General features: G+C 28.9%; 24 protein-coding genes. 2 read left to right on the forward strand and 22 right to left on the reverse strand.

Annotated elements, in window-relative coordinates:
• Positions 1-122: 122 nt before the first annotated feature.
• From SALLE_RS04995 to SALLE_RS05055, 13 genes are all read right to left on the reverse strand, one after another.
• Positions 123-2,474: a PTS glucose transporter subunit IIA gene (locus tag SALLE_RS04995; protein ID WP_115558526.1), complete on the reverse strand. Its 2,352-nt coding sequence runs from the start codon at positions 2,472-2,474 to the stop codon at positions 123-125.
• Between the two features lie 12 nt (positions 2,475-2,486).
• On the reverse strand, positions 2,487-3,938 hold the full coding sequence (locus SALLE_RS05000; protein ID WP_115558527.1) for a glycoside hydrolase family 1 protein: 1,452 nt from the start codon (positions 3,936-3,938) through the stop codon (positions 2,487-2,489).
• Positions 3,939-4,046: 108 nt separating this feature from the next.
• Complete coding sequence (locus tag SALLE_RS05005) at positions 4,047-4,856, reverse strand: MurR/RpiR family transcriptional regulator (protein WP_115558528.1); 810 nt, start codon at positions 4,854-4,856, stop codon at positions 4,047-4,049.
• A gap of 77 nt (positions 4,857-4,933) precedes the next feature.
• The gene (locus SALLE_RS05010; protein WP_115558529.1) at positions 4,934-6,160 is read right to left on the reverse strand and encodes an AbiJ-related protein; all 1,227 of its coding nucleotides are present in this window, start codon (positions 6,158-6,160) and stop codon (positions 4,934-4,936) included.
• Between the two features lie 107 nt (positions 6,161-6,267).
• Positions 6,268-6,870 carry an SAV1803-related protein gene (locus SALLE_RS05015; RefSeq protein ID WP_115558530.1) on the reverse strand — a complete coding sequence of 201 codons (603 nt, stop codon included), beginning with the start codon at positions 6,868-6,870 and terminating at the stop codon, positions 6,268-6,270.
• A 174-nt stretch (positions 6,871-7,044) separates the two neighbouring features.
• Complete coding sequence (locus tag SALLE_RS05020) at positions 7,045-9,003, reverse strand: AAA family ATPase (RefSeq protein ID WP_115558531.1); 1,959 nt, start codon at positions 9,001-9,003, stop codon at positions 7,045-7,047.
• Between the two features lie 144 nt (positions 9,004-9,147).
• Positions 9,148-10,557 (reverse strand): glycoside hydrolase family 1 protein, encoded by a 1,410-nt coding sequence (locus SALLE_RS05025; RefSeq protein WP_115558532.1) that lies wholly within the window; start codon positions 10,555-10,557, stop codon positions 9,148-9,150.
• Complete coding sequence (locus tag SALLE_RS05030; RefSeq protein ID WP_162807962.1) at positions 10,529-10,882, reverse strand: hypothetical protein; 354 nt, start codon at positions 10,880-10,882, stop codon at positions 10,529-10,531. The genes SALLE_RS05025 and SALLE_RS05030 overlap by 29 nt, the downstream gene beginning before the upstream one ends.
• Before the next feature lie 101 nt (positions 10,883-10,983).
• Entirely contained in the window at positions 10,984-11,886 is a 903-nt protein-coding gene (locus SALLE_RS05035) for an IS3 family transposase (protein ID WP_218936938.1), read from the reverse strand.
• Complete coding sequence (locus SALLE_RS05040) at positions 11,829-12,101, reverse strand: hypothetical protein (protein WP_115557854.1); 273 nt, start codon at positions 12,099-12,101, stop codon at positions 11,829-11,831. The genes SALLE_RS05035 and SALLE_RS05040 overlap by 58 nt, the downstream gene beginning before the upstream one ends.
• Positions 12,056-14,242: a glucose PTS transporter subunit IIA gene (locus SALLE_RS05045; RefSeq protein WP_115558534.1), complete on the reverse strand. Its 2,187-nt coding sequence runs from the start codon at positions 14,240-14,242 to the stop codon at positions 12,056-12,058. The genes SALLE_RS05040 and SALLE_RS05045 overlap by 46 nt, the downstream gene beginning before the upstream one ends.
• A gap of 99 nt (positions 14,243-14,341) precedes the next feature.
• On the reverse strand, positions 14,342-15,100 hold the full coding sequence (locus SALLE_RS05050) for a MurR/RpiR family transcriptional regulator (RefSeq protein ID WP_115558535.1): 759 nt from the start codon (positions 15,098-15,100) through the stop codon (positions 14,342-14,344).
• Between the two features lie 62 nt (positions 15,101-15,162).
• Positions 15,163-15,975, reverse strand: coding sequence for a hypothetical protein (locus tag SALLE_RS05055; protein WP_115558536.1), 813 nt, complete (start codon positions 15,973-15,975; stop codon positions 15,163-15,165).
• Positions 15,976-16,196: 221 nt separating this feature from the next.
• On the opposite strand from SALLE_RS05055, the gene SALLE_RS05060 reads away from it, so the two are divergent.
• Both SALLE_RS05060 and SALLE_RS05065 read left to right on the forward strand, forming a co-directional pair.
• On the forward strand, positions 16,197-16,802 hold the full coding sequence (locus SALLE_RS05060; RefSeq protein WP_115558537.1) for a hypothetical protein: 606 nt from the start codon (positions 16,197-16,199) through the stop codon (positions 16,800-16,802).
• Between the two features lie 73 nt (positions 16,803-16,875).
• Entirely contained in the window at positions 16,876-17,433 is a 558-nt protein-coding gene (locus tag SALLE_RS05065) for a hypothetical protein (protein ID WP_162807963.1), read from the forward strand.
• A 37-nt stretch (positions 17,434-17,470) separates the two neighbouring features.
• Here the strand turns inward: SALLE_RS05065 and SALLE_RS05070 are convergent, their stop codons facing one another.
• From SALLE_RS05070 to SALLE_RS05110, 9 genes are all read right to left on the reverse strand, one after another.
• On the reverse strand, positions 17,471-18,094 hold the full coding sequence (locus SALLE_RS05070) for a hypothetical protein (RefSeq protein ID WP_115558539.1): 624 nt from the start codon (positions 18,092-18,094) through the stop codon (positions 17,471-17,473).
• A gap of 11 nt (positions 18,095-18,105) precedes the next feature.
• Complete coding sequence (locus SALLE_RS05075) at positions 18,106-18,972, reverse strand: putative cysteine peptidase (protein WP_115558540.1); 867 nt, start codon at positions 18,970-18,972, stop codon at positions 18,106-18,108.
• Positions 18,973-19,203: 231 nt separating this feature from the next.
• On the reverse strand, positions 19,204-19,827 hold the full coding sequence (locus SALLE_RS05080) for a hypothetical protein (RefSeq protein ID WP_115558541.1): 624 nt from the start codon (positions 19,825-19,827) through the stop codon (positions 19,204-19,206).
• Positions 19,828-19,956: 129 nt separating this feature from the next.
• The gene (locus SALLE_RS05085; RefSeq protein ID WP_115558542.1) at positions 19,957-20,574 is read right to left on the reverse strand and encodes a hypothetical protein; all 618 of its coding nucleotides are present in this window, start codon (positions 20,572-20,574) and stop codon (positions 19,957-19,959) included.
• A 12-nt stretch (positions 20,575-20,586) separates the two neighbouring features.
• Positions 20,587-21,459, reverse strand: a complete 873-nt coding sequence (locus tag SALLE_RS05090) for a putative cysteine peptidase (protein ID WP_115558543.1) — start codon at positions 21,457-21,459, stop codon at positions 20,587-20,589.
• 171 nt (positions 21,460-21,630) lie between these two features.
• The gene (locus SALLE_RS05095) at positions 21,631-21,948 is read right to left on the reverse strand and encodes a SemiSWEET family sugar transporter (protein ID WP_115558544.1); all 318 of its coding nucleotides are present in this window, start codon (positions 21,946-21,948) and stop codon (positions 21,631-21,633) included.
• A 27-nt stretch (positions 21,949-21,975) separates the two neighbouring features.
• Positions 21,976-23,067, reverse strand: coding sequence for a MupG family TIM beta-alpha barrel fold protein (locus SALLE_RS05100; protein ID WP_162807964.1), 1,092 nt, complete (start codon positions 23,065-23,067; stop codon positions 21,976-21,978).
• Complete coding sequence (locus tag SALLE_RS05105; protein WP_115558546.1) at positions 23,060-24,295, reverse strand: alpha-L-fucosidase; 1,236 nt, start codon at positions 24,293-24,295, stop codon at positions 23,060-23,062. Before SALLE_RS05105 ends, SALLE_RS05100 begins: the two co-directional genes overlap by 8 nt.
• A 38-nt stretch (positions 24,296-24,333) precedes the next feature.
• The gene (locus SALLE_RS05110; protein ID WP_162807965.1) at positions 24,334-25,128 is read right to left on the reverse strand and encodes a MurR/RpiR family transcriptional regulator; all 795 of its coding nucleotides are present in this window, start codon (positions 25,126-25,128) and stop codon (positions 24,334-24,336) included.
• Between the last annotated feature and the right edge of the window lie 32 nt (positions 25,129-25,160).

The following is a 25,160-nucleotide window of genomic DNA, read 5'->3' on the forward strand; positions in this document are numbered from 1 at the left end:
TCTCCTTAACTTTATCCTCTATTATATACATTATATACCTTTGAAAATAATTTTTTATATATATTTTAGGAGTATAAATCTCTTAATAAACCAAAAAATCAAACCTTCCGGTTTGATTTTACTTATTTCATTAATACTAACTCTAATCCATCATAATTAACACCAACTGAGTTTAAGAAGTATGATAAGTTGTTTTCTAACTTCTCTTTATTTTCGGGGTTAATTTTAGCAATTAAGGTTTTAGTTTTATTGATAACTGTATCATTTACTTGACTATTTAGTTGTTGTAATTGATTGATGTTCAGATTAACTTGTTCTAACTGTGACTGTAATTGTTGAATCTTGTTTTCATCTACAATCTTTTTAGCTTGATTAGCTTTAATGACATCAATTAATTTAGCTTTTTTAATAAAGTTTTTCTCTAACTCTAAGTAGTTAGAGTTATTATTTTTAACTAATTCTTCAATGGTTTTAAAGTCATTGTAGTATTCTCAATCAACTATTTTAACTTTACCTGCAAGTTGTTTGGAACTGACTTTATATAGTTGTTTTTCAATTTTAACTAATCCTTTATATTCATCCACTCGTTCACTATAAAAGATTAAGGTTCCTAGTAATCCTAAACCAATTGAGATTCCAGCCACTAGTAAGAATCACAACATACTTGAAGTTTTATCAAAACTTAAGACTCCTAAAATTCCAAATCCTCCTAAGTGATCTGCTTGCAGGTTTAATAAACCCGCAATTACCCCGGCAATCCCACTAGCAATACATCCAATTACTAAGGGACGAACTTTTTGTAAGTTCACCCCATAAATTACTGGTTCAGTTATCCCTAAGGTAGCTGGTAGTAGAAATGATAATCCTTGGCGACGTGTTTCTAAAACTTTACTACGAATGATAACCCCAATTAAAGCTCCAACTTGTCCAAGTTCTGCAATTCTTACACAAGTAATATAAATGGTTGGCACTCCTGCTGCAATTGATGGGGAGAATACGGCAAACAAGGCTAAGTGACCTCCTAGTAAAACAATTGGTTGCATTAATAAAGCCAATAGTCCTGAACCGATTCCAAAAGGAATACTCATTACCCAAGCGGCCCCAATTCCAACTAATTGTTCAATCATTCCTAAGAATGGTGAGAATAAGAAGAAAGATAACCCAATGGTGGTGATGAAACTGATAAAGGGTCTAAAGATGGGGTCAACACTAACTGGCATTCAAGTTTTAACTCATTTATCAAAAATTAAGTAAAAACTAACAGCTCCCACAAATGGTAGAATAGTTCCATAAATAGATTTGAAGTAGACGTTTTGTCCCCCAATACTAAATAGTTTTCAACCAACCCCATCGTTGGCAAGAACTCCATGACCATTGCCTAAATATCCTCCAGCTCCAAGTAATAAATGACTTGATAAACTTAAAGCAATTAATAAGGCCATGGTTTCATTACCCTTAAAGTATCGAGCAATCGACCAAGAAAAGAAGGTTCCCAATACTGCTAATCCAACTGAAGAGGATGCAATAAAGATTGCTGATAGTGGATCGGTTTGAGTTAAGTCTCCACTCTCAGGAATGACAATAACTTTTGAGATTGTCAGAATTGATTGTAGTGAGTACAATAATCCCGTTACAATTAATACTGGAATAATTGGGGAAATTACCCCTGATAAAGTTGATAAGATTTTTTTACCAAATGAGACTTTGGTTTTGGGTCCTGTGGAGTTTGAGAGAATAAAATCAATGTTTCCTTTGACTTTATAAACCTCTCCCCCAATAATAATTTGTAGTTCATCTCCACTTCAATTTAAGCCTTTAACAATATCAATTTCTTTAATTTTAGCTTCTTGAATTAAATCTTTATTGTGAACCACTACTCTTAATCGAGTCATACAGTTGTTGATATTTTTTAAGTTATCTTCGCCTCCCAAGAATTGAATGATATCTTGTGATATTGGAGAGTAATCTTTTTTGACTTTTTTAGGTTTAACTTTAGCTTTATCTAAAATTGTAATGGTGGCAATCACCTCTCCTTGTTTAACCTCTTGGGCCAGTTTAAGTTTTTTAATTTCAACTTGGTCTAAGTAATTGGGGTCAACCAAAATTGGAGTTGCCATATTTAAACTTTTTAAAAACTTTTTATCAAAACTTAAAACTTTGCTGTTATGATTGACCAAGTCGTTAACTTTAACCAACGATTCAAAACTGTTTTCTTGATATTTATCTGATTGCAATCCTGTATGCATTAGGATTGGTATGGTTTGTTTTTCAAAATAAATAGCGTGTTTAGTTTCAACTAACAAACTAACTTTTCCCTCATCAATGACACAATTCATTACATTGCTGCTAGGTTTAATATAAATCCCATCTCCCAAAACCAATTGAGAGAAAATTGGATCATCTAGGTTTTTGATGTCATCAACTCAACCATCACATGGTGCAAAAATTTCTATTACTTTTTTATTACCACTCATAATTAAGCCTCCTTACATTTTTTCACCATTAGTTTTTATTACCTGGGCAAATCAATCATAAGATTTCTTTTTATATCTTTTACCAGACCCATTACCGAAGTCATCTTTGTCAACATAGATTAACCCATAACGTTTAGTAATTTCTTGTGAACTATATGAGATTAAATCAATTGGTGTTCATAGGGTATAACCAAATAATTCAACTCCATCTGCTATGGCTAAACTCATTTGTTCAAAGTGAGCTTTTAAATAATCAATTCGATAGTCATCAATTACGGTATTATTTTTATCCAATTCCTCGGGGGCAGAAAATCCATTCTCTGAAATAAATAAAGGCAGTTTATAGCGATCATATAATTTATTTAAAACAATTCTTAGACCAACTGGATCTACTTGTCAACCTCATTTAGTTGCATCCAAGTATGGGTTCTTCCCTGTCATAAAAACATTTCCCCCAGTTTTTTGAGTTTCCAACTGAACACTTTCAGTTCCTGAAGAATAATAACTAAAACTTACAAAGTCTAATGTATTTTCTTTTAAAGTTTTTAGCTCATCATTTGTAATATCTAATTTAATGTTATTTTTTTCAAAATAACTTTTCATAAATCATGGGTATTCCCCTTTGGCCATTACATCATAGAAGAAATCGTTGTTTCAATAATCCATTTGTTGATTCAACAATACATCATTGGGATGACAAGTTAATGGATAACATAGAACATGTCCAATCATTGAACCAAATTGCATTTTTAAATTTAGTTTTTTATTTACTTCTTTTTTATATTTAATCACCAAAGCATTTGCCACGAATTGATTATGAAAAGCTTGATAAGACAACTCTAATAAATTAGATTCGTTATCAAAAATTCCAGTGTTGTCAAAAGTAATATGGTTGAATTCGTTAAATGGAATTCAGTATTCAACATCTTTAGCAAATGCATCAATAATACTTTTGGCATAGTTCATATAAAAGGTAATAACTTTTTTATTACTCCATCCCCCATACTCCATTACTAAGTGTAATGGCATTTCTAAGTGAGAAATGGTTACCATAATTTTTAAGTTATATTTTTTGCACTCCGCAAATACCTTGGCGTAAAAATCTAGTCCGGCCTGATTTGGTTTAGTTTCATCTCCATTGGGGAAAATTCGCGTTCATGCAATTGATAAACGAAAGACCTTAATACCTAAATCAGCAATCAACTTAATGTCTTCTTTATAAGTGTGATAAAAGTCAATTCCATGACGTTTTGGAAAATAATAATCTTGAGGATTATTAATTAATTCATTAATCTTTTCTTTTGAAAGTTTTAATTCATCTTTCATATTTGAGCGGTCAATTTTAGGGTTATAATTGCGAATATCAGCAATTGATAATCCCTTGCCATCTTTATCAAATGCTCCCTCAATTTGGTTAGCAGCCAATGCTGTTCCCCAGAGAAAGTCTTTTGGAAATTTGTTCATATTTTTAACTCCTTTGGATATATCCAAGTTCATTATATGACTTAACAAATTTAAAAGGTTGATTTTACAGGGTTTGGGTATTAGTTGCGAAAAGCAAAATAAATACCTTTAAAAAGCGTATTTTTGGTCATTTAATGTTTTAAGTAGTTTTTCATTATTTGATACTAGGTAATTTATGATTTGGCGAAATAAGTAGTTTAAATGAATTTCTTTATTATAAATAATCACCTTATCAACACTTGCATCAATTGTGATTTTTAAGTCACAATCATCAAACTTATGAAATTGAGAAATAGAACTAACAACGGCAGTGTTCGAAAAATCTTTTTTAATTAAGCTAAACATGTTTTCTAAATAGGCATTATCCATTCCTGCCACCACGAAAAGCACAAGATCATCTGATTTTATGTTGTCTAACATTACTGACATATTTTTTCTAGATTTAGAAAAGAATAAATTCTTATTAATTATTTGCAAAAAGTCTATCAAAATTTTGGCAGTATCTTCTACTTCATATGAAAAGAACATATAAATATTTTTGGCTTGATTAATTTTTTCGCTTAAGGCAATGATGCTAGTAATTTGTTGATCAAATTGGTTTAAGTCATTAATTAATTGTTTCTTATATTCTTGAAAACCAGCACTACTAGATGCATTAATTACTTTATCAAGATTTTGATAATAGTTGTTGTCCTGGTTTTTTAAAGTATAAATCAATTCCTTATATCCTGTATACCCCAATTGATTACAAAATCTTGTGACTGTAGACTTGGTTGTAAAGGCGCTTCAAGCAACCTCTTGCATACTAGGATAATTTTTTAAGGTAATTTGCTCTATTATGAATTCGCAAATCATTTTATACAACTCGTTGGTAGTTACTTTATTGTAATTGATAAGATTTTCTCTGACACTTTTCATTTTTTTCCTTTTAATTTTCTTGAAATTAACCAATATAGAATAAATTTTAAAATTTATTATTTATTATTTATTATTTATTATTTATTAGTATTTGCTTTTAAATCTATTCTATTAAAAGCTAATTTTAATTCATTAATGCTTTTAAATCTTTTATATTCTGGGTAGTCCATTCCTTTTTCCATAAATTCAGAAACATTAAAGTAGTATTTTTTATATTTTAATTTATCAAGATTTGTAATTCCAGTTATTACGTATAATAACGTATATGTTAGGGCGTATATTTCGTGATGATAATTATATTTATCTCAGCCAAGCTGAGCTAATTTTGGGTCATTATAGGATTTGCCCTTCATTTTTGTACCCTCTCTTGTCAAAGATTGAATTTCGTCTAATTTGGCTAAACCGAAATCGCTTATTTTAGGAATTATTTGATCATTATATTTTTTTATTAAGATATTGTGTGGCGATATATCTCTATGTAGGGTTTTTTGGCTATGAATAAATTCAAATCCATTAATAATTTTATTTCCCAATAGTTTCCTTTCTTTTAGGGTTAAACTATTGTTATTTAATTTAATGTAATTAAATAGGGTTTGGTCCATTAATTCCATAATATAGCTAGTTTCGTCGACCATTGAATAAACTTTCAGTAAGAATAAGTTATTTCATTTTTTCAAAAATTCAAATTCCCTCTGAAATCTTTTCTTATCTTCTTCAGAATATCCATTCTTTAATGATTTAATTGCGAATTTCTCATCCATAAATTCATCTTTAAATACAAATATATTTGCATATGAACCCTCTGCTAAAAAACTTTTGCTTATAATTTGGGAATTGCCTCTACGTTTTATTTCTAAGGAAAGTTTTTTATTTTTTCATGAATAAACAGCTCTGCCTGAAATATATTTTTGTTCATATATTTCAATATTGTCATAATTTAAACAATCGTTTATTGACTTAAGAAAGTTCCTCCAATCATTGCTTTCCTTTCTTACTTCGGGATGGAACATTTCGCACAAAAAATTCAGAAATATTTCGTCATCTCCGTCTAGCAATCCGAATCTATTGTCATCAAAAACTCACCCATTAGGTCAATCATAATTATTAATAGTATGCTGTCAAATTTCATCTTCAATTTTATTAAATCTTGTATCGTGTATTTCAATTTTTCTTAAATCAAAAACCCTAGCTAAAAAATCAGTTTCCCATATTCGTCCATAATAATTATCTGTGAAACTATTCTCGAATTTATTTTTTATTAATTCAATAATGTCCATTCTAGTTATTTTTGATACTTTTTCCATTAAATCACCTAATCTTAAAAAAATACTATAATTATTATATCAACTATTTGTCAGACAAATTTAATTCTATCGATAAAATTAAACCATATTGATAATATATATTGAAATTAATTCTTTACTCCCAATTTTCTCAGTTCATCAAAAATTTCTTTATTTTTTTCTGGATTCCAAATTCCCGAAAGTTCGTTAAAGTAAAATGATCTAAGTAGTGGTCGGTCAAATCCTAAACTCAAAAGTTTTTCTATACATTTAAAATAATCAGATTTTAGCGGTATAACTACCTCTACAACCTTCTGCTTTCAAGGTTGTTTATAAGAAATTCCGGAATAAATATCATTTAGTTCTGGGGCAATAAAATTATAGATGCCGCCAATTCCAACATCCTCTCCTATATTTTTATTCTTATTAGGATATTCAAATATTTTTATATGCAATAGCAAATGTTCTAAGAGGTTGCAATAAACCAATCTATCTGCCTTTTGAAATTCAAAAGGATTTTCTCTTGCATATTCAGGGGTAGATAATAATATAGCTTTGTCTTCATCTATATGGTGAATATACAAACCCTCTTTACCTCTTGTTACTTTTGTATTTTTACGTGTACATTCCTCGTCATTAAAATAGTTTCCGCCTACTTTTCCGTATTTATTAATAAAATAATTACAGCAATCTTCATAATTTAATTCTAATAATTTTTCTATTTCTGTCATAAAATTTCCTCTTCTCTAAAAATTATTCTTCTACGATTATCATTGATAATGGAATAATTGAAATATTTTTTTAAAAACATAGAGCAATATTGCTAAAATTAATGCCTTATAAATTTTTGTTTTTTACCGGTTGAAATCAGGCATCATGATGTGTTTAGTGTATTTTAAAAAATATTACAATTCTACTAGTTCTAATATAGCTGTTTTCAGTTTTTCAAATGAGTCGGAATTATAATTTTTTTCTTGAATAATTTTTTTAAAATTATTTGCTATTTCAAATTTTACTTGGCCAATTTTAACTTTATTTTTTTCTTGTTTGATATTCTGTAATAGTTCATATTTTGCTTGCTCTTCTTTAGTTAAGATATCAAATATTAAATCTTCAATCTCTTTTTTTTCTTCAGATATTTTTTTAAACTTAATTTTTGTAAATTGGCTATATAAATTCTTGTATTTCACAAAATGTTTTTCAGAAACATCGGTTGCATCATTGTCTCTAATACAAATTATTGAATTATATTTATAATCCAATAACTGGTTAAGTATTAGTGGCATTGTGGTGTACCCATTAGCAACTATAATTAAAACTGATTTTTTCTTTATATATTCTTCGCCTAAAATGGATTCAATAATGATTTGATCTGTTACACCCTCAACAATAATAATATTTTTATTTTTAAATTCATCTTGACCTCATTCTGTTCCAAATACACTTGAAAGTATATTTACCCTTAAATCAATTCAGTAATTATTTGATGTATTAAAATGATTTGAAGCAATAAAAAATCCCCCACTTTTCTGCAAACAAATAATATCATTTACGTTCATCATCTCCAGATTATGACTTGTAAATATTATTTTGCTGGAATTCTGCTTGAAAAGTTCTATTAGTTTCATCCTGTTATCGAAATGAAGGCTATTTCCCGGCTCGTCAATTAGAATCACCTTTTTTCCTTCAGTTAAATTAATATCATAAAGCGCTATAAATAAATTTAAGTATTCAATAAATCCAGTGGATTTATATTCTGAAATTTCTCTCTCAACATTTTTTTCCGCCTCATCCCAAACGCCTATCTCAAATGAGTGTTCATAATTCTTTTCGCTATAATTGTCAATCTCAAATATTTTATTATTTACTGATTCTAGTTCGTTTATTGAATTTATTTTGTTATAAAAAGTAAGAAATTCTTTCGATAAATCGTCAAGTTTTTTTTGAACACTTTCTCTAGCTGTTCTTCATAAATCTCTGGTTCCATGATTTCAAAGTTTTAATTCTTCCTCTGTAATTTTACTTAAATTTAAAAAAGACTTCTGAATTTGATTTAAACTCTTATTCTTAATCATAATTTCCTTTATTCCCATAAAGCTAGAATCATTTTGGTTTAATCTAATAAATTTTGTACTAAAATGAAAGTTTGTTAATTCCTGTATTAACATTTTTTCAAAATAAAAGTAATATGTTTTATCAAGATAATCCTTCAAAGTAACATTATCCCCATACCTTCTATTTGGGAAAATGTTTAAAAAGTCCTCGTCTATTTCTGTTTCATAATTTATCTCGCTATCAATAGAAAATCCAAGCTCTTCTTTATGAGACTCAATGAATTCAAAAATCAATTTATAATTAAGAGAAAAAGAATCGTCAGATATTAGAAACAAGTTTTCATCAGATTCGTTTAAATAAGCGAATTGAACATCGTTGATTTTTGATTCTTTTAAAAAGTTTTTAACACTTTCAGTCATATATTTTTTAATTTCTAAACTACTTTCTTCGAAATTGGCTGCACTTAAAAAAGCATTAAAATAATTATTTTTCAGTTCTTCAATTTTTTTCGAAAATAAAATTTTTGCATTTTTTATTTCAGTAAAAACGCTTCCACTATCCATTCTTTCTATGACTACGTTTTCAAATTTGAATGATATTTTTGAATTACTATAAACCTTATCATTCATTATTTTTTCATATCTAAAATTCGAAAAGTCTTCCATTAACTTTAGCAACTGCGTTTTTCCAGCCTCATTTGGACCAGCAATTAATGTAGGGGGCCCTTCAATATCAATTTTAATTGTGCATTTATCTTTAAAGTGGATAAAATTTTCTAATTCTATTTCTATAAATCTTTCATTTTTCAAAATAATTACCTCTATTCATAAATATAATACAATAAAATGATTTAAAATTTACTTATAAATAAAATATATAGAAAAATTAAAAACATTGGTTACGGAGATAAGAACTAATTTATCTCCTTTACCAATGCATATTTAGTATTTCTACTACCCCAATTTCTCCCCATTACTTTTAATAACCTCTTGGTATCAATAAGAGCTTTTCTTGCGATAGCGTTTTAAGTCTAAAATTTCTTCATCACTACGATTGACATAAATAAACCCATAGCGTTTTTTAATCCCTTCATGAGTTGAGACTAAATCAATAGCACTTCAAGGATTATAACCAAATACTTCAACTCCTTCATTGATAGCTTCTTTGATTTGAAAGATATGTTCTTGGTAGTATTTAATGCGATAATCATCATTGATTTGATGATTTTTATCTAAACTATCATAACCCCCAATGCCATTCTCAGTTACTATTAATGGTAAGTTATAACGTTCATAGATTTCTTTTAAAGTATTTTTAAAACCAATGGGATCTATTTCTCATCCAAACTCAGTTTTATCTAAACTATCATTGCTAACTTGTTGATACATTCCCGCAACACTTCTAACTCGTTGTTGGTCAGTTAATTGACTAAAGTCTAAATCTGATTCAGGAAATTTTACAGTTGACGAAGCATAGTAGTTAAAAGCGATAAAGTCAGGTTGAGCTTTTTTTAAGACTTCTAAATCATCTACTTGGATTTCAAATAAAGCGTCTTGTTTTTCTAAGTATGCTAAGGCAATTGGATTATAAACTCCTTTTACTGCAACATCCAAGTAAAACCAGTTACGCATAATTCTCATATTTAAAGCAGCAGTTGCATCTTCGGGTTTATTTGAATCACTATAAATCGCGGAGATATTTGGTGCGGGTCCAATTTTAGCGTTGACCAGCATTTCATGACACAACACCATCGCTTTTGCTTGAGCCACCATCATATGATGATTTAACTGATAAATACTTTTGAGTTTATTGTCCCCATTAGGTAATTTAACCCCGATGATTTCCCCCAGCATTATCATGATATTTTGTTCATTGATAGTTAACCAGTATTTAACTCTATCCCCATAGTTTTCAAATAGCACTTGAGCATACTTTTCAAAAGCAGTAATAGTTTCAGGATTACTTCAACCGCCCTTTTGTTCTAATGCTTCAGGTAAATCAAAGTGGTACATCGTAACAATGGGTTCAATCTTGTATTTAATTAATTCATTAATTAAATCATTGTAGAATTTAACCCCTGCACTATTAACCACCCCATCCCCATCAGGAATAATTCGCGTTCAGGCAATCGAAAAGCGATATGATTTTAAACCCATTTCATGCATCATTTTAATATCAGCTTTAAAGTTATGGTAGTGGTCAACAGCTACTTTTATATCAGCCAAACTAGCATCTTTAATTGTTTTAACATCTTGGATGGACAATCCTTTACCATCAATATTTCAAGCTCCTTCAACTTGATAAGCGCTGGTGGAAGCGCCTCATAGAAAGTCTTTAGGAAATGGTTTGTTTAATTTTTTCATTACTGGACTCCTTACTTTTCTTTTTAGTTTTAGTTAAATTAAATGGTAATTTATCACAGAGGTTATAGTTAATTTCAATTGAGTTTAAACAATTACAATAACCATTTTTTAATTCTGTATAGTTTAAGTAATCAGGGTTAATCAACAAACAAGCAGAGATTAGACCATCCACTTCAACTAATACTTTAACAATATTTTCATCATAGGTTTGTTTAGCCAATTTAGCTTGAGTTTCTAATAAAGCTATTTGATCACTAATTTGTTTGATATCCTCTTCCTTATTAAAGTCAAGATATAACTGGGCAGCCAAATTGTATTTAGCCAAATCCTTATCTTTTAATTTCATCGCTTTTAAATAAAGTTTATCTCTATCAGCTTCAACCCTATTAACTAGTAGAATGAACCCATATTAATATGCAAAGAGCTTTATTGAAAAATTTCAATAAGCTTTTTATTTTTTTTAAATATATATCAGTTATTTCAATCAATGACATCAGTAACGTAGGCATTAATATCTGTATATTCATTATTATGAATTGTTCCTTTCTTTAAAAGAGCGTGAAAGCTTTCAATTACAACGTTATCACTACATTGACCGACTCTTCCCATAGAAATTTTGATCCCTTCTGCATGACATCTATTTTTGTAAGCATTTGAGATATATTGTGATCCGTGGTCAGAATGAATTATAATTCCGTTTGTGCTAGAATTAATTTTTTTTATTCTAATCACTGCAGCATTAAAATTATCTAAAACCAATTTTAAATCGTTAAATTTAGAAATTTGAAAATCTATTATTTGTTTTGTACAAGCATCAATAATTGTTGATTGATACATTCTTTTTCCATTTAAAACTAAGTATGTTACATCTGTATATAAAACTGTAAGTTCCTTTTGAATATTATATTTTCTTTTAACCAAGTCTGGAAAATCTCAAATTTTATTTACTTTAGCTTTTCGTCTTTTGTAAATATATTTCCTGACATATTTTGAAATAATTCCTTGTTCTTTCATAATTCTAAGTACTTTTTTATGATTAATTCTTGGTAAACCAATTGATTCGTAGTATTCGTTAGTAAATTTGGTTAATTGTCTGTAACCAAACTGTTCCTTGTTTTCTTTAAAAATTTTTCAAAGCGTATCAATATGAAATTGATCTTTAATAATCGTTCAGTCTTTATTTTTGAAACGATTTCAATAAGAACGCTTTAATTCACAAACTTCAAGTAAAATTTTTAACTTATGATCTTTTAATTCCTCACGAATGAATTCTACTTTTTGTCTTCTGTTGACTTGTAGAATTCATGGAGCTTTTTTAAAATTTCATATTTTTCCTCCAAAGAATCCATTTCTTTTTTTTGTTTATTTAGTTCCTTGTTGGGAGAAATGCTATTTCTTTCCTTATAGAATCAATCCCTGATAGTGTGGTGAGACATATTGAATTTTTTTCCTGCCACAACATTTCCCTCAGTTCTTGCATAATCCATTATTTCTTTTTTTAATTCATTAGTATAGCTGTTAAATTTTTGTCCTTTAGTTGCCATAAAAAAATGAACCTCCTAAATGTATTATAAGGGGTTTCCCAGATATTACAATGGCGGGTTCATTCTACTAGAAGTTGCTTTTTCTGCTCTAGTTTAGCTAATTTAATAACCAATATCTCATAGACTTTATTATCGGTTAAGTTGGCTTTTTCTAATTTCAAAATTGTTTCAAAATTATTTTTTAATTCCACATTTTGATTTTCTGTGATAATATTTTTTAGCACAATTGTGTTCATTTTTTTCAAGCCAGTTATTTCACTAGGACGTTCTTTGTAAAAACAAATTGTTAAAAGCAAAGCTGATCCTAAAGCAATTCCCGCAGCACTTAATCCCATGGCAGTATTTAATGGAGTTCCAAATCCCAGGTAACTTAGAATTCCCGTTCCAGTTCTAGTTATTTGTTCAGCTCCAACAATTCCAGCAAACATTCCCCCAATAAAGGCTCCTAGACATCCATATAAGAATGGTCATAGTTTTGGTAAGTTTACCCCAAAGATGGCAGGTTCAGTTATTCCAAAGATAGCTCCAGGAATTGAACCGTATGCTGTTTGTTTGGTTTTTTGATTACTAGTTCTTAAAGCCACAGCCAGCACAGCCCCAATTTGAGCAAACACAGCAATGTTAACAGCCACATACATAGCTGAAGGTTGAGCTGGAATTTGAGTCATTGGTAAACTAACTGCTTGAACTACCGCCACATGAGTTCCAGTTAATACTAATGGTTGTCATAACAAAGCAAAGATTCCTACCCCAATTCCTATTGGCAATTTTCCTAAGATTAAGACAAATTGTGACAATAGTTGTTCGACTATTTTTAATACCGGACCAACTGTAAACAATGTGACAATAACAGTTACCAACATTACTAACCCAGGTCTAAAGACAATATCTACTGCTGTGGGCATTCATTTTTGGACTCACTTATCAAGATAGTAAACCACAAATCCAGCGGCCACCATTGGTAGAACAGTTCCTTCATAACTTTGGATCCCTACTGGATTACCAAAAAGATTAAATAATACCCAACTAGTTCCAAATAAATGGCGACTAGTTAATACCATTCCTACAAAAATTCCCATAATGGGATTTCCTCCTAGATATTTAACAGTGTTATAAATAAAGATTAAACCAATTAATTCTAGTCCAACTTTACCTGCAACATAGAATATTGCCGATCACAAATTTAAGTCTGCAACAGTCTCACCAAGTCCTGGAGCTTGTAAAACTCCAAAGGCCACCAGCATTGCTTGAATTCCCCCAAGAATCCCAGTTCCTAAAAGGACCGGAATAGCTGGAGTCACAATTCCTGCAACTGCGGGCATAATTTTTTTACGAAATGGGGTTTTAGTTTTAACTACTTTATCATTGCTTGTAGTTTTGTTTTCTAAGATGTTAATTACTTCATCTTTAATTTTATAAACTTCTCCCCCAATAATAACTTGGAGTTCATCTCCGTTTTGATTCAGACCTTTAACCACTTCAATTTTTTTCAATTCATCGCAGTTAACTAATTTTTGATCAATTATTTTAATTCTCAATCGGGTCATACAGTTATAAACCGAATTTTGATTGCCTTTACCCCCAATGGCTGCCAAGATTTGTTCGGCAACTTTTTGATACTTGCCTTTACTTCTAACAATTTCAATAATTTCTTGTTGGTTGATTTTTTCCTCGTATGTTCAAACCCCAATTTTATCTCCTTGTTTCACTTTACCATTTAGTTTCAGTGCTTTAAAAACTCAGTTTTTAGTTGAATTCACATCCATTACAATTGGAGTTGCAAGTGAACATTTATTATTTTTAATTAAGTCAAAATCAACCTCTACAATTGGTGATTTTCAAGTTACGTTATCATTGACTTGGGCCAGTAATTTATACGGAGCTCCGTTTAAGCCAACGGTTTCTAAACCAATGTGCATTAACAATTGCAGCCCATCTTCTTGTTCAAAATAGTAAGCATGTTTGGTGTCCGCTATCAAAGCAATCTTGGCTTGACCAATTGGGGCGTGGAAAATATTTGAACTTGGTTCAATAAAAATTCCTTCACCCAAAGCTTTAGAAGCAAATGCTTCATCTTGGATAAAAGTTATATCTTTGATGACTCCATCACAGGGAGCATAAAGGTAAACTTCTTTTTTCATAAATACCTCCTTTAAATAGAAAAAATTCTATAACTTAATTATAGAATTTAAAATATTTATTGAAAGAATTTTGAAATTGTTCTAATTTTCAAAAGTACTTTATAAAAGGCTTATTAAGTGGGTTAATGTATAGTTCATTTGACCATTTCTGATTAAAGCCCGAGTTTTTTTATTACTAATTACGGTTTTATTTAAAAATAAGACTGTATTATCCTGATTAGGTATTAGTTTAGAAGTTTGAGAACTACTCCCAATAACATCATAGTTAATATTATTTAAGTCTAAAGTTTTCAAGTTTTCAAATAGTTCGCCATTATCTAAACCAACAAGTAAAACTAGAACTTCATCTTGATTGGTAATCTTATTAATGAAATTACGATCTGTTTTACGGTTGGCTGAAAAATAAACTTGTTTATCTTCTCATAAAGCATTAGCAACCAATTGACCATGATGCATTACTTCATAACTTGATAGAATAAATAATTTATCCTTGGATTTAATGTTACAAGCAATCTTTTGGATTTTATCAAATTGAGCATCAATCTCATCAATAAAAGTATTATGATCGAATTTAGAAACTACTTCATTTTTATTGCTTTCGTTATTAGTGAAATAGTTATAGTATTCTGATTCAACCATTAATCTAATATAAACTTCTCGATAGCCTTCATAACCAATTCGTTTTGAAAAAGCAGTTAAACTTGATTCTGACACAAATGCTTTTGCAGCCAGTTCTTTACTTCTTAAAAAGATGTTTTGGTCAGCGTTTCTAATGATGATTTCTGCTAAATTAGCATCAACTTTATTAACTTTTGATGCTGCCACATTTTTTAAGACTTCTCTAATTGATTGGAACATATAATCACCTCTTTTGTATTTTACTATAAAGATTTTTTATAGCACAAAATTTGGTTAATAATTTAAATTTTGCTTTTTAAAACTTTTTCTTTAAATCAAGGTTCTATTTTTTCAAAAACTTTTATTGCTGATTTGTTCATAAACCTAAATCACTCAAAAATTTCACTTTTATTTACAAAAACAATAAGTTTATTTCACTGCTTGTGTTCACAAGGTTCTTCAATTCAAATAATTATTTTAATGCAAGGACCCTGCGCATCTTGATATCAGTCATGAATTGAAACATTTAGAACCGCAGTACTGAATTCTTTATATTTTTTCCTAAAAATTCTTTCATTTTTAATTTCCAACCTATCTTTCTCTTCAGAATATTCTCAATAATCATATTTGCTAATATACTTATTTTTAATACCAATATCTATCCAACCAACTATTCGTTTGTATTCTAATTTTTTTTTATTAAGATGAGTAAATAAATGTGTATACATATTTCTTAAGGTATCAAAAAAGCCAATTTCATTATCATCGATATCGGGAATTTCACAGTTTTTAACACCTTTGATGCTTCTATACAAATCTATCAGTGTGTAGAATTTGCTAAAAATATCAACAATGTCCGAATCTGTTCTGTAATGGTCTTTTGAATAATATTCATTTTCAGCTATTTTTCTAATGAATTTCATTTCATCAATTATTAAAGATAGAAATCTGTCCAATATACCCTTAAATAATTTTTTGATTTTTAAATTTTGCTTAAGCTTATTCACTGTGTATATTATATTATCTTTTATTTCTATATAACTAGGCTCTCCGGCAGCCAAGCTTTCTATGTCTTTTTCAATTTCTTCAATAATATTATTTTTTGTGCTGATCATTTAATTTTTCCTATTTATTTTCTAATAGTTATATTTTACATTTTTATAAAAGCAAATCAAAATATGTTCCTTAAAGCTCGATTTAATTATTAAATAGATTTTATTAAAAACAGTTTTGATTTTTAAATTTTAAATTAATATTACCTTCTTCAATTTGTAATTATTTTACTCTCCCATTGATATTTAGTATAATTAATATAGAAAATAACAAGGAGTTAATCATGAGAAAAATCTTAAATACCCTAGCAATCCTTTTACCAACCCTGATGACAAGTGCTAGTGTTGTGTCTTGTATAGATACTAGAACTGATATTAATAAAAATGTGGAAGTTCGCGATCTAGGATATTTAGAAAATCTTAAAAACGAAACGGTGCTTAATGCCTTTAGAGAAAAAAATCCTAAGGCGAAACATGATTTACTATATTTTGACGGAGACTCTAACAAAGGAGTAATTAGTTCGGTTGCTGTAAAATTTTATAAAGGAGAAATTAACGTCACTTATAAAACTAAAATTAGTTTTATGGAAATAGATAGTAACGATGACGAATACTTTTGTGAAATTAATAGTTATGAGGATGAATGTGTTGTTGATACCAAACTATTAGTTAGTAAGGAAGAAATTAGCGATGAGGATAAAACTAATTTTGGAATACAAACTATGGAGGAGTTATCATTAAGAAGCGAACTAATAGATGACAGAAATATAAAAATGCACTTTTATATTGATGAAAATAAACCCTTTAGAAATCAACACAGAAATCGAGTTTTAATAAGATGATATGATGCCTTTGTTTGATGATGTCAAATCTATGTTGATATTAAATAAAAAATATTAGAAATACCAAGGAGTTAATTATGAAAAAATCTTAAATACCCTAGCAATAGTAATACCAACTTTAATGACAAGTGCTAATGCTGTGTCTTGTGCTGATACTCGAATTGATATTAATAGAAATGTTGAAATTCGAGATTTAGGATATTTAGAAAATCTTGAAGAGCAAACCATTTTAAATGCCTTTAGAGAGAAAAATCCCAAGGCCAAACATGATTCTCTATATTTTTATGGGGATACTAATAAAGGAACTATTAGATCAGTCGCTGCTATATTTTATAAGGGAGAAATTAGAATTACTTATACTTCTAAAATTAGTTTTATAAAAATGGATAACGATGATGAATGTTTTTGTGAAATTAATAAATTTGAAGAGGAATGCGTTAGTGAAGCAAAACTTTTAGTTGATAAAGGAGAAATTAGCCAAAAGGAGAAAAATAATTTTAGTATTTGAGGCATGGATGAATTGTCATTAAGATATGAGCTAATAGATAACAAAGATTTGAAAATGTACTTTTATGTTGATAAAAATAAACCTTTTATAAATCAAGGCAAAAAACAAGTTGTTATCAAGTGATATGATGCTTATGCTTGAGAATGTGACATTTATGTTGATATAAAATAGAAAATAGCGCTAAAGTAATTTCGCGCTATTTTATTTTTTAATCTAAATCAAATACAATATTACATCGAATTAGTGTTGCGATATGTCATTTAATACGAAAGTAGTAATTATATTCGGGTTTTACCTCATAGTCTTCTTTTAAAATCGCTTTAATATTATAAGCATCTCCTTTTTCATTGATATTCTGAGATAAATCGAAATTATCATATAGACTTTCTGATATTTCTATCGCTTTGTCTTTTTCTGGATCATAGGTTGAATCTAGAATTGAAATATCTAGTTCACAGGTTTTATTAGTTTTTGAAACTATACAATCAATTTCATTGGACTCACCCTTTGTCTTATAAGCAAGTTTTGAATTAAAAGAAATTTCTACAAACCCTTTATACCTGTTTAGGTAAGCTGGATGAAGTCCAACTTTGGCTTCATAGCTTTTAATATTACCACTAAATTGGAAGGCTTCTTCCATTCCCTCTGCTTTGGGATTATTATTTACTAGACTTTTTATTATTTCTTCTGAACTCAAGTTTTCAACAAAACCCAATTCAGTCACTTCAATTAATTCGTTAATATCTATCCTTTCATCAACACAAGATACTACTTGATTTGATAAAAATATTGCCGGACTAATTACGGCTAGTGTTTTTAAAATTTTTCTCATTTTTTATTCCTTTAATAAGGATCAACATTTTTGAAAGTTAAACCTTTTTTTTCTAATTCTGTTCAAGTATACATCTTACCATCATATTGAAATCTTGGCTTTGGAGCTAACGCTTTTTTAGATTTGGGGTAAAAAGCATTTCAGAATCCTAATGAAAAATAGGATCAAACATCGCTTTTCTTAATAATCACAGCCGAGTATCGTTCTCACGAGTTACCCGGTCATCCTCAATGAACTAAATAACTTTTGGTTTTTTTATCGTAGCCGTAAATCACAACATTGTGAGCAACGCCTTTGGCTGCAAACGAGAGCATGACAGGTACATTATTTTGCATCATTTTAGTTTCTGGTTTAGACGAGTGCATAGTAGAGGTACAAGATTTAATGTGAATTCTCTTTTTTATTTCTTTGCTTTTAATAAATTCTCTTAAGGTATCGTCAACACCACCACCAAATTTAATATTAATTTTTTTTCCATTTAAAATAAATAATTTTGCTACCAATGATTCCTCCTTTTTGTCATATTCTGCATTTTCATGATATGGCATATTAATAAATTTTCCTATTTTTTTCTGCAAATCAAAATAATGATCTCATTCGCCTTCGGTAAAATAACCCGAATTGCAAAATAATTCTTGGTAAGTCATTAAAGTGGAAAGCGAAATATATTCACATAATCCTATTCCGCTTACCCCTTTTAGACCTTCTGCATCAATGTAGCCAATTGCGTTATAAGAATGAAGTTTGGTTAATCATTCATAATTAGGTACAAGGTATGAAAATTTTTTAATCTCTTCATCAGTAGCGAAGCGACCTAGCTCTAGGTCCCCTCCTTGATTCTTATTAAAGTTTATTTTATTACTAAATTTATTTTTCATAAAAAACTCCTTTTTATTTTTAAGTTAATACCAAGAAAAAACATTAATTTCTCTTAATAATATTATAAACCTTATATAAGGTAAATGAAATGAAAACTTTTTGGTAATAAAAAGGGTTTTGTAGAAATTGAGTTGTTATCAAGTGATATGATGCTCATGCTTGGGAATGTGACATTTATGTTGATATAAAATAGAAAATAGCGCGAAAGTAATTTCGCGCTATTTTATTTTTTAATCTAAATCAAATACAATATTACATGCCACTAAAGAAGCATCATGTCAATGAACATATAAGTTATAATTATAACTTGGATTTATTTCATGACCTTCTTTTAAAGTCGCTTTAATATTATAAGCATCCTTATTATCATTCAAGGTTTTAGTGACTATGAAATCATCATTTAGATCTTCTCTTAATTTTATAGGTTCATCTTTTACTTCATCATAGGTAGGATCAAGAATTGAGATATCTAATTCACAACTAGTATTAGTTTTTGAAATCACACACTCAGTTTTAAATGAGTCATCTTTTGTTTTATAAGCAAGTTTTGAATTATAACCAATCTTTGCATAACCTTTATAGATTTTGCTATATGCTGGATGGGTTCCAACTTTTGCATCATAACTTTTAGTATTATCTCTGAAATCTAAGATATCTTCCATCCCTTCGGTTTTAGGATTATGTTCAATTATGCTTTTTTTAATTTCATCATAACTCAAGTGTTCGATAAAACCTAGTTCTGTGGTTTCGATTAATTCGTTAATATCAATTCTCTCGTCAACACAAGATACTACTTGATTTGATAAAAATATTGCCGGACTGATTACCGCAAGTGTTTTTATAATTTTTTTCATTTTTTGTTCCTCTTAATAAGGGTCAACATTTTTAAAAGTTAAACCTTTTTAGTTTTAAGTTAATACCGAGAAACTAAGTATTAATTTCTCTTAATAATATTATAAACCTTATATAAGATAATCAAATCGCTATTTTACAATGATGTTGCATTCAACAAATGTCGCATAGTATCAATGAACTCTAAAAGAATAATCGAAATTTAGATTTAGTTCAGCTTCTTTAACTTTAGAAACATAAACCCTGTAAACACCGTCTTCCTTAATTAACTCTTTGCTGGTTTGAATAAAATCCTCATTGTAATTATCAACATTAATATCTTTATCTTTTTGTAAATCATAACTGGAATCTAGAATTGAAATATCTATTTCACAACTGCTACTTTCATTTGAAATTACACAATCAAATTGATTTGAATCATCTTTTGTTTTATATCCTAGTTTTGAATTATAAGAAATATCTACAAATCCTTTATATTTATTGTGATAAGCGGGATGCACTCCCATTTTAGCACTATAACTTGTAAAGTCACCTTCTAACATAAAAATATTGCCCAGACCATGGGTTTTAGGATTTTTTAGAATTAGGGTTTGATTTATTGTATCCAAACTTAAGTTTTCAATATAACCCAAGTCTGTCACTTCAACTAGTTCATTAATATCAATTCGATTATCAACACAAGATACTACTTGATTTGATAGAAATACCACAGGACTAATTACTGCCAGTATTTTTAAAATTTTTTTCATTTTTTTGTTCCTTTAATAAGGTTCAACATCTTTGAAAGTTAAACCTTTTTTCTCCAATTCGTTTCACGTATACATTTTTCCATCGAATTCAAATCTTGGTTTTGGAGATTTAGCTTTTTTTGATTTAGTATAAAAAGCATTTCAAAATCCCAATGATAAGTATTGTCAGACAAGAAGTTTTGGAATAATAACAGCAGAAAACCTTTCGCCATTTTCGGTAGGTCATCCTCAGTGTACTAGATAACTTTTAGTTTTTTTATTATATCCATAAATTACAACATTATGCGCAATTCCAGGCAGGGCAAAAGATAACATAACTGGAACGTTGTTTTTTATCATTTTAGTCTCTGGCTGAGACGTGTGCATAGTTGATCAGCATGATTTAATGTGAATTCTATCTTTAATTTCTTTACCTTCAAGAAACTCCCTTAAAGTGTGATCTACTCCGCCCCCAAATTTAATATCAATTTTTTTATCGTTAAGATTTCATAACTTTGTCACCAAAGAGTTTTCTTTGGAACTTCAATTATGATATCTGTGATACGGCATGTTTATAAATTTACCGATCTTTGTCTGAAGTGCAAAATAGTCTTTTCATTCAGAATCGGTAAAGTAGCCAGAATTACAAAATAATTCTTGATAAGTCATTAGTGTTGCAAGCGAAATATACTCGCACAATCCGGTACTATTTCCGCTGCTATCTTTCATTCCTGCAGCGTTAGTGAACCCTAAGGCTTCATATGATTGTAGTTTAACTAACCATTCATAATTTGGAACCAGATAGGAAAACTTTTTAATTTCTTCATCTGTTGCGAAGCGACCTATCTTCAGAGATCCTCCCTCATTTTTGTTAAAGTCAATTTTATTACTAAATTTATTTTTCATAAAAAACTCCTTTATTTTTAATTATTTTAATCAATACCGAGAAACTAAGTATTAATTTCTCTTAATAATATTATAAACCTTATATAAGGTAAATGAAATAACAACTTTTTGATGATAAAAAAACTCATTCTATTAAAGATAGAATGAGTTTAGTTTGATAGTCTTCGATAATTAATTTCCCAGATTATTCACTTCTTTAGTTTTATGAATTTGTTTTTCTTTACGCTTCTTTACCCCATTATAAATAATGTAGCCCAAAATAATCGCACTTGAAGTAAAGGCTAAAATATTGGCAATATAAATTTGGGGTGAGTTTTTTAAAAAACCGTAGACAGTTCATAAAATATAATTGGTTACTGCAAAGATAAACATCACCAAAGAAACTGATTCGGTCTTTTTGGTTTTAATAACTTTTAAAACTTGGGGTACCAGCATAAGTGAACTGGTAGTAAAAGCTAGTCACCCAATTATTTCTTTTGCAAGATTCATTTGACCCCTCTTTTCTAATTAAAGATTTTAATAAAATCTAAATTTTGTTCAAGCATTTATATAATCTAGAATTACCATTTGATCACCTAGATTTTCAATGAAGTTAAACTTATTTTCTTTATCAAGATAATTATCTTTTAAAATAATTTGTAACTCCCCTTTATAATGCTTGGCATTATCGTTTAAAACCACAATATCTCCCATCATAAATTTTGATTTTAGTTTATCTGGTTTAATCAATTCATTTTTATACTTGGGACGAGTCATGGTTGAGCGAATCACAAATTCACTAATATCACCACGACGGAAATGTAAATTATCAAAAATAATTTTTTGCTCAATTGGTAATAATTTATTTTTATCAAGATTAATTTTAATCGTGATAAATTCTCTTTGTAAATTACTTAAAAGTTGTAACTCTTCATCGCTGGCAAAAGCATTACCAATCACAACCCAATCAATTAAATTAGTTGCAAATAAATGTTTGGCTTGGATATCAATTTCTAAATGACGATGAGATTCTAAAGTTACCAACTTACTTGCTCCTGGGACTGGTCCTTGAGTGCCGTTTTTACCACCAACAAATCCCATAGTAGTTAAGTTATGTTTTTTGAAACGAGTAGTTGACTGGTTAAAGAATTCTAATGGTAATCCACTATCCTCTAAAGGATAAAAATTATGTGACCCTGAAACTTTATTGACAATTGGTTGGTAATCTAAAATATTATCAATAAAGCTATCGTTGTTTGAAATATTGACTTGAACATCAATGCCAAAATCATTATAAGTTGACATCGCAACTTGGGCGGGCAATAGTGGAGCATCTAGTCGCAAACAACTAACTCCAAGCTCGCTAAATGGTTTGAGATTATTAATGTCACATTCCATAATTTCAAAAGCACTATCAGCTACATCTAAAATAATATAGTAATTTAATTTCTTAGCTTCTTTAATTACCGCATAATAATCATTCCTATGTTTGGCAAAACTAGTTTTATCAAATTGCAGTATTGATAAAAATAAAATATTAAAACCTAATTTTGAAGCTTTATTTAAATATGTGATATTATCTTGGAGTTGAGATTGCTCTGGGTATAGTGAAATTCCAATTCTACGCATGCTGGTCCTCCTTGCTTGCTTGATAAACTTTGATAATTGAATTAAAACCATATTTAAATGATTTTGGTTTAATTTTTAAGACATCTTTATTTTGACTAAATTCTAATTCTTCATTATCATCAAGTCCGATGATAGTTTTTATTTTATTTGAAATATTTTTTAATTCTAAAGTTGGTAAAGCTTGAGCACCATAAGCAATTTCATCAACATGTCCTCCTGATTTTAAATTATCAACTAGAATAAAGTAATCATTTTTGGTTTCAATGACACTGACCATTTCTTTTTGGTAGACCACACTAAAGTCTTCAAATAAGCAAAAGCCATTTTGCTTAATTCACTCCCCCACTTTTGTTAAAGTTTCTTGTTCTAAACCACCAACCTTATCTTTGCTGGTTAACCCAACATTAATCAGATAGTTGGCTTTGTTTAATCTAATGTTAACTAAGCTTTTAATAATTTGAGAAACTGATTTAAAATTAAAATCATTTTTAGCAAAGCCTCAATGATCATTAACAGTTTCACAAACCTCTTTAACAACTTGTCCGCTTGCTTGTGATAATTGTTCAGTTAAAGCACCTTGTTCAAAAGTAATTATTTCAAGAAATTCATTTTTTAAATTTCCCTTATCATTTAATCCAGTATTATTTGCGATAATAGCATTGGGTTGATTTTTTCTAATCATCGAATATAGTTCATTTTCTTTTCAATCATTTTCAGGTTTACTTCAATTTCCATCAAACCAAAACCCACCAACTTCACCATAATTTTTTGTTAAGATTTCAACTGACTTATAAAGATAATCAAGATAATTATCAAAATTATTTTCAAAATCTGGGTGAGCTCAATCTAAAGTGGTATGATAAAAAACAGGTTTAATTTTGTGTTTGTCACAAGCTTGAACAAAATTTTTAATTAAATCTTTTTGAGTTTTAGTATGAGTGATATCAAGTGATGATAAACCTTTTGTGTCATACAAAGAAAAACCATCATGATGACGAGTTGTTAAAACAATATAATTTAAACCACTAGCTTTTGCCCATTTGGCAATTCCATCAAAGTCGGGTTTTAATTCAACCTGATTAAGTGGGCCGATTTTTTGATAATATTCTTCTTTGGTTAATTTGTTCATATTTCAGTATCATTCGCCTTCACCAAATCGTGAATACAAACCATAGTGAATGAAGAGACCATAACCTAAAGAGCTATAGTTTTGTACTCTTGTATTCATTTTTGTCTCCTATTTATTTTAAAGAACAAATAATTATTTTAGATTTCACTGCGATTTAAAAAATTAGCTAAATTTTCGTCTATTAAGTAAATTAAAATCATTTTCAAAATAAAGATAGTTGAAATTTCTGATGAAAATCTTATCCCCAATTGATTATCAGAAGTTCCGATTTCAATTATGTTTAATGGATCAACTTTTTCTAGAACTTTTGCACTAGTTCTTTTTGTTATAAAAAATGGTTCAATTTCTTTCAAGTTCGGTTTATCAAGCAATCATTCAAAAATTGGATCTGATAAACTTACCGAAACTATACAAACAAAATCTTCTTTAGTAATGTTTGAAGCATACGCCATTTGTTGTTCAGTATTTTTTGAAAATACTACATTAAAGTTCATTCTTACTAACAAATCACTTATCAATTTTATGAGAATGGCATTACTTCCTAAACCAAAGAAATAAATCCTTTTAGCTTTCTTTATTTCTAAAGCCATTTTTTCAAATTTTTGATTGTTCATATCAAAACCGTTTCGAACTGAATTTATTACATTTTGAGTAAATAATTCTCCACGCTTATCATTTTCTGAAATTAGTAATTCTGAATCAACTTTTCTAAGAATTTCATGACCTTCATCTTTTAATAAAAATTGTAATTCTTTAAAACCATCTATGCCCATGCTACGACAAAATCTAGTTATAGTTGGTGCACTGGTATTGGTTAATTTTGCTAATTTAAAAATCGTTAAATTATTAAAATCTAATTCATTATTTTTCATTAAGTAATTGGCAACCGATACATAACTTTGATTTACGTTATCGTCAATTACTTTCTTCATTTTTTCTACTAAACTTAACTTCATATTAAAAT

Origin of the sequence: Spiroplasma alleghenense (assembly GCF_003363775.1) — a bacterium.
GTDB lineage: Bacteria > Bacillota_I > Bacilli_A > Mycoplasmatales > Mycoplasmataceae > Spiroplasma_B > Spiroplasma_B alleghenense.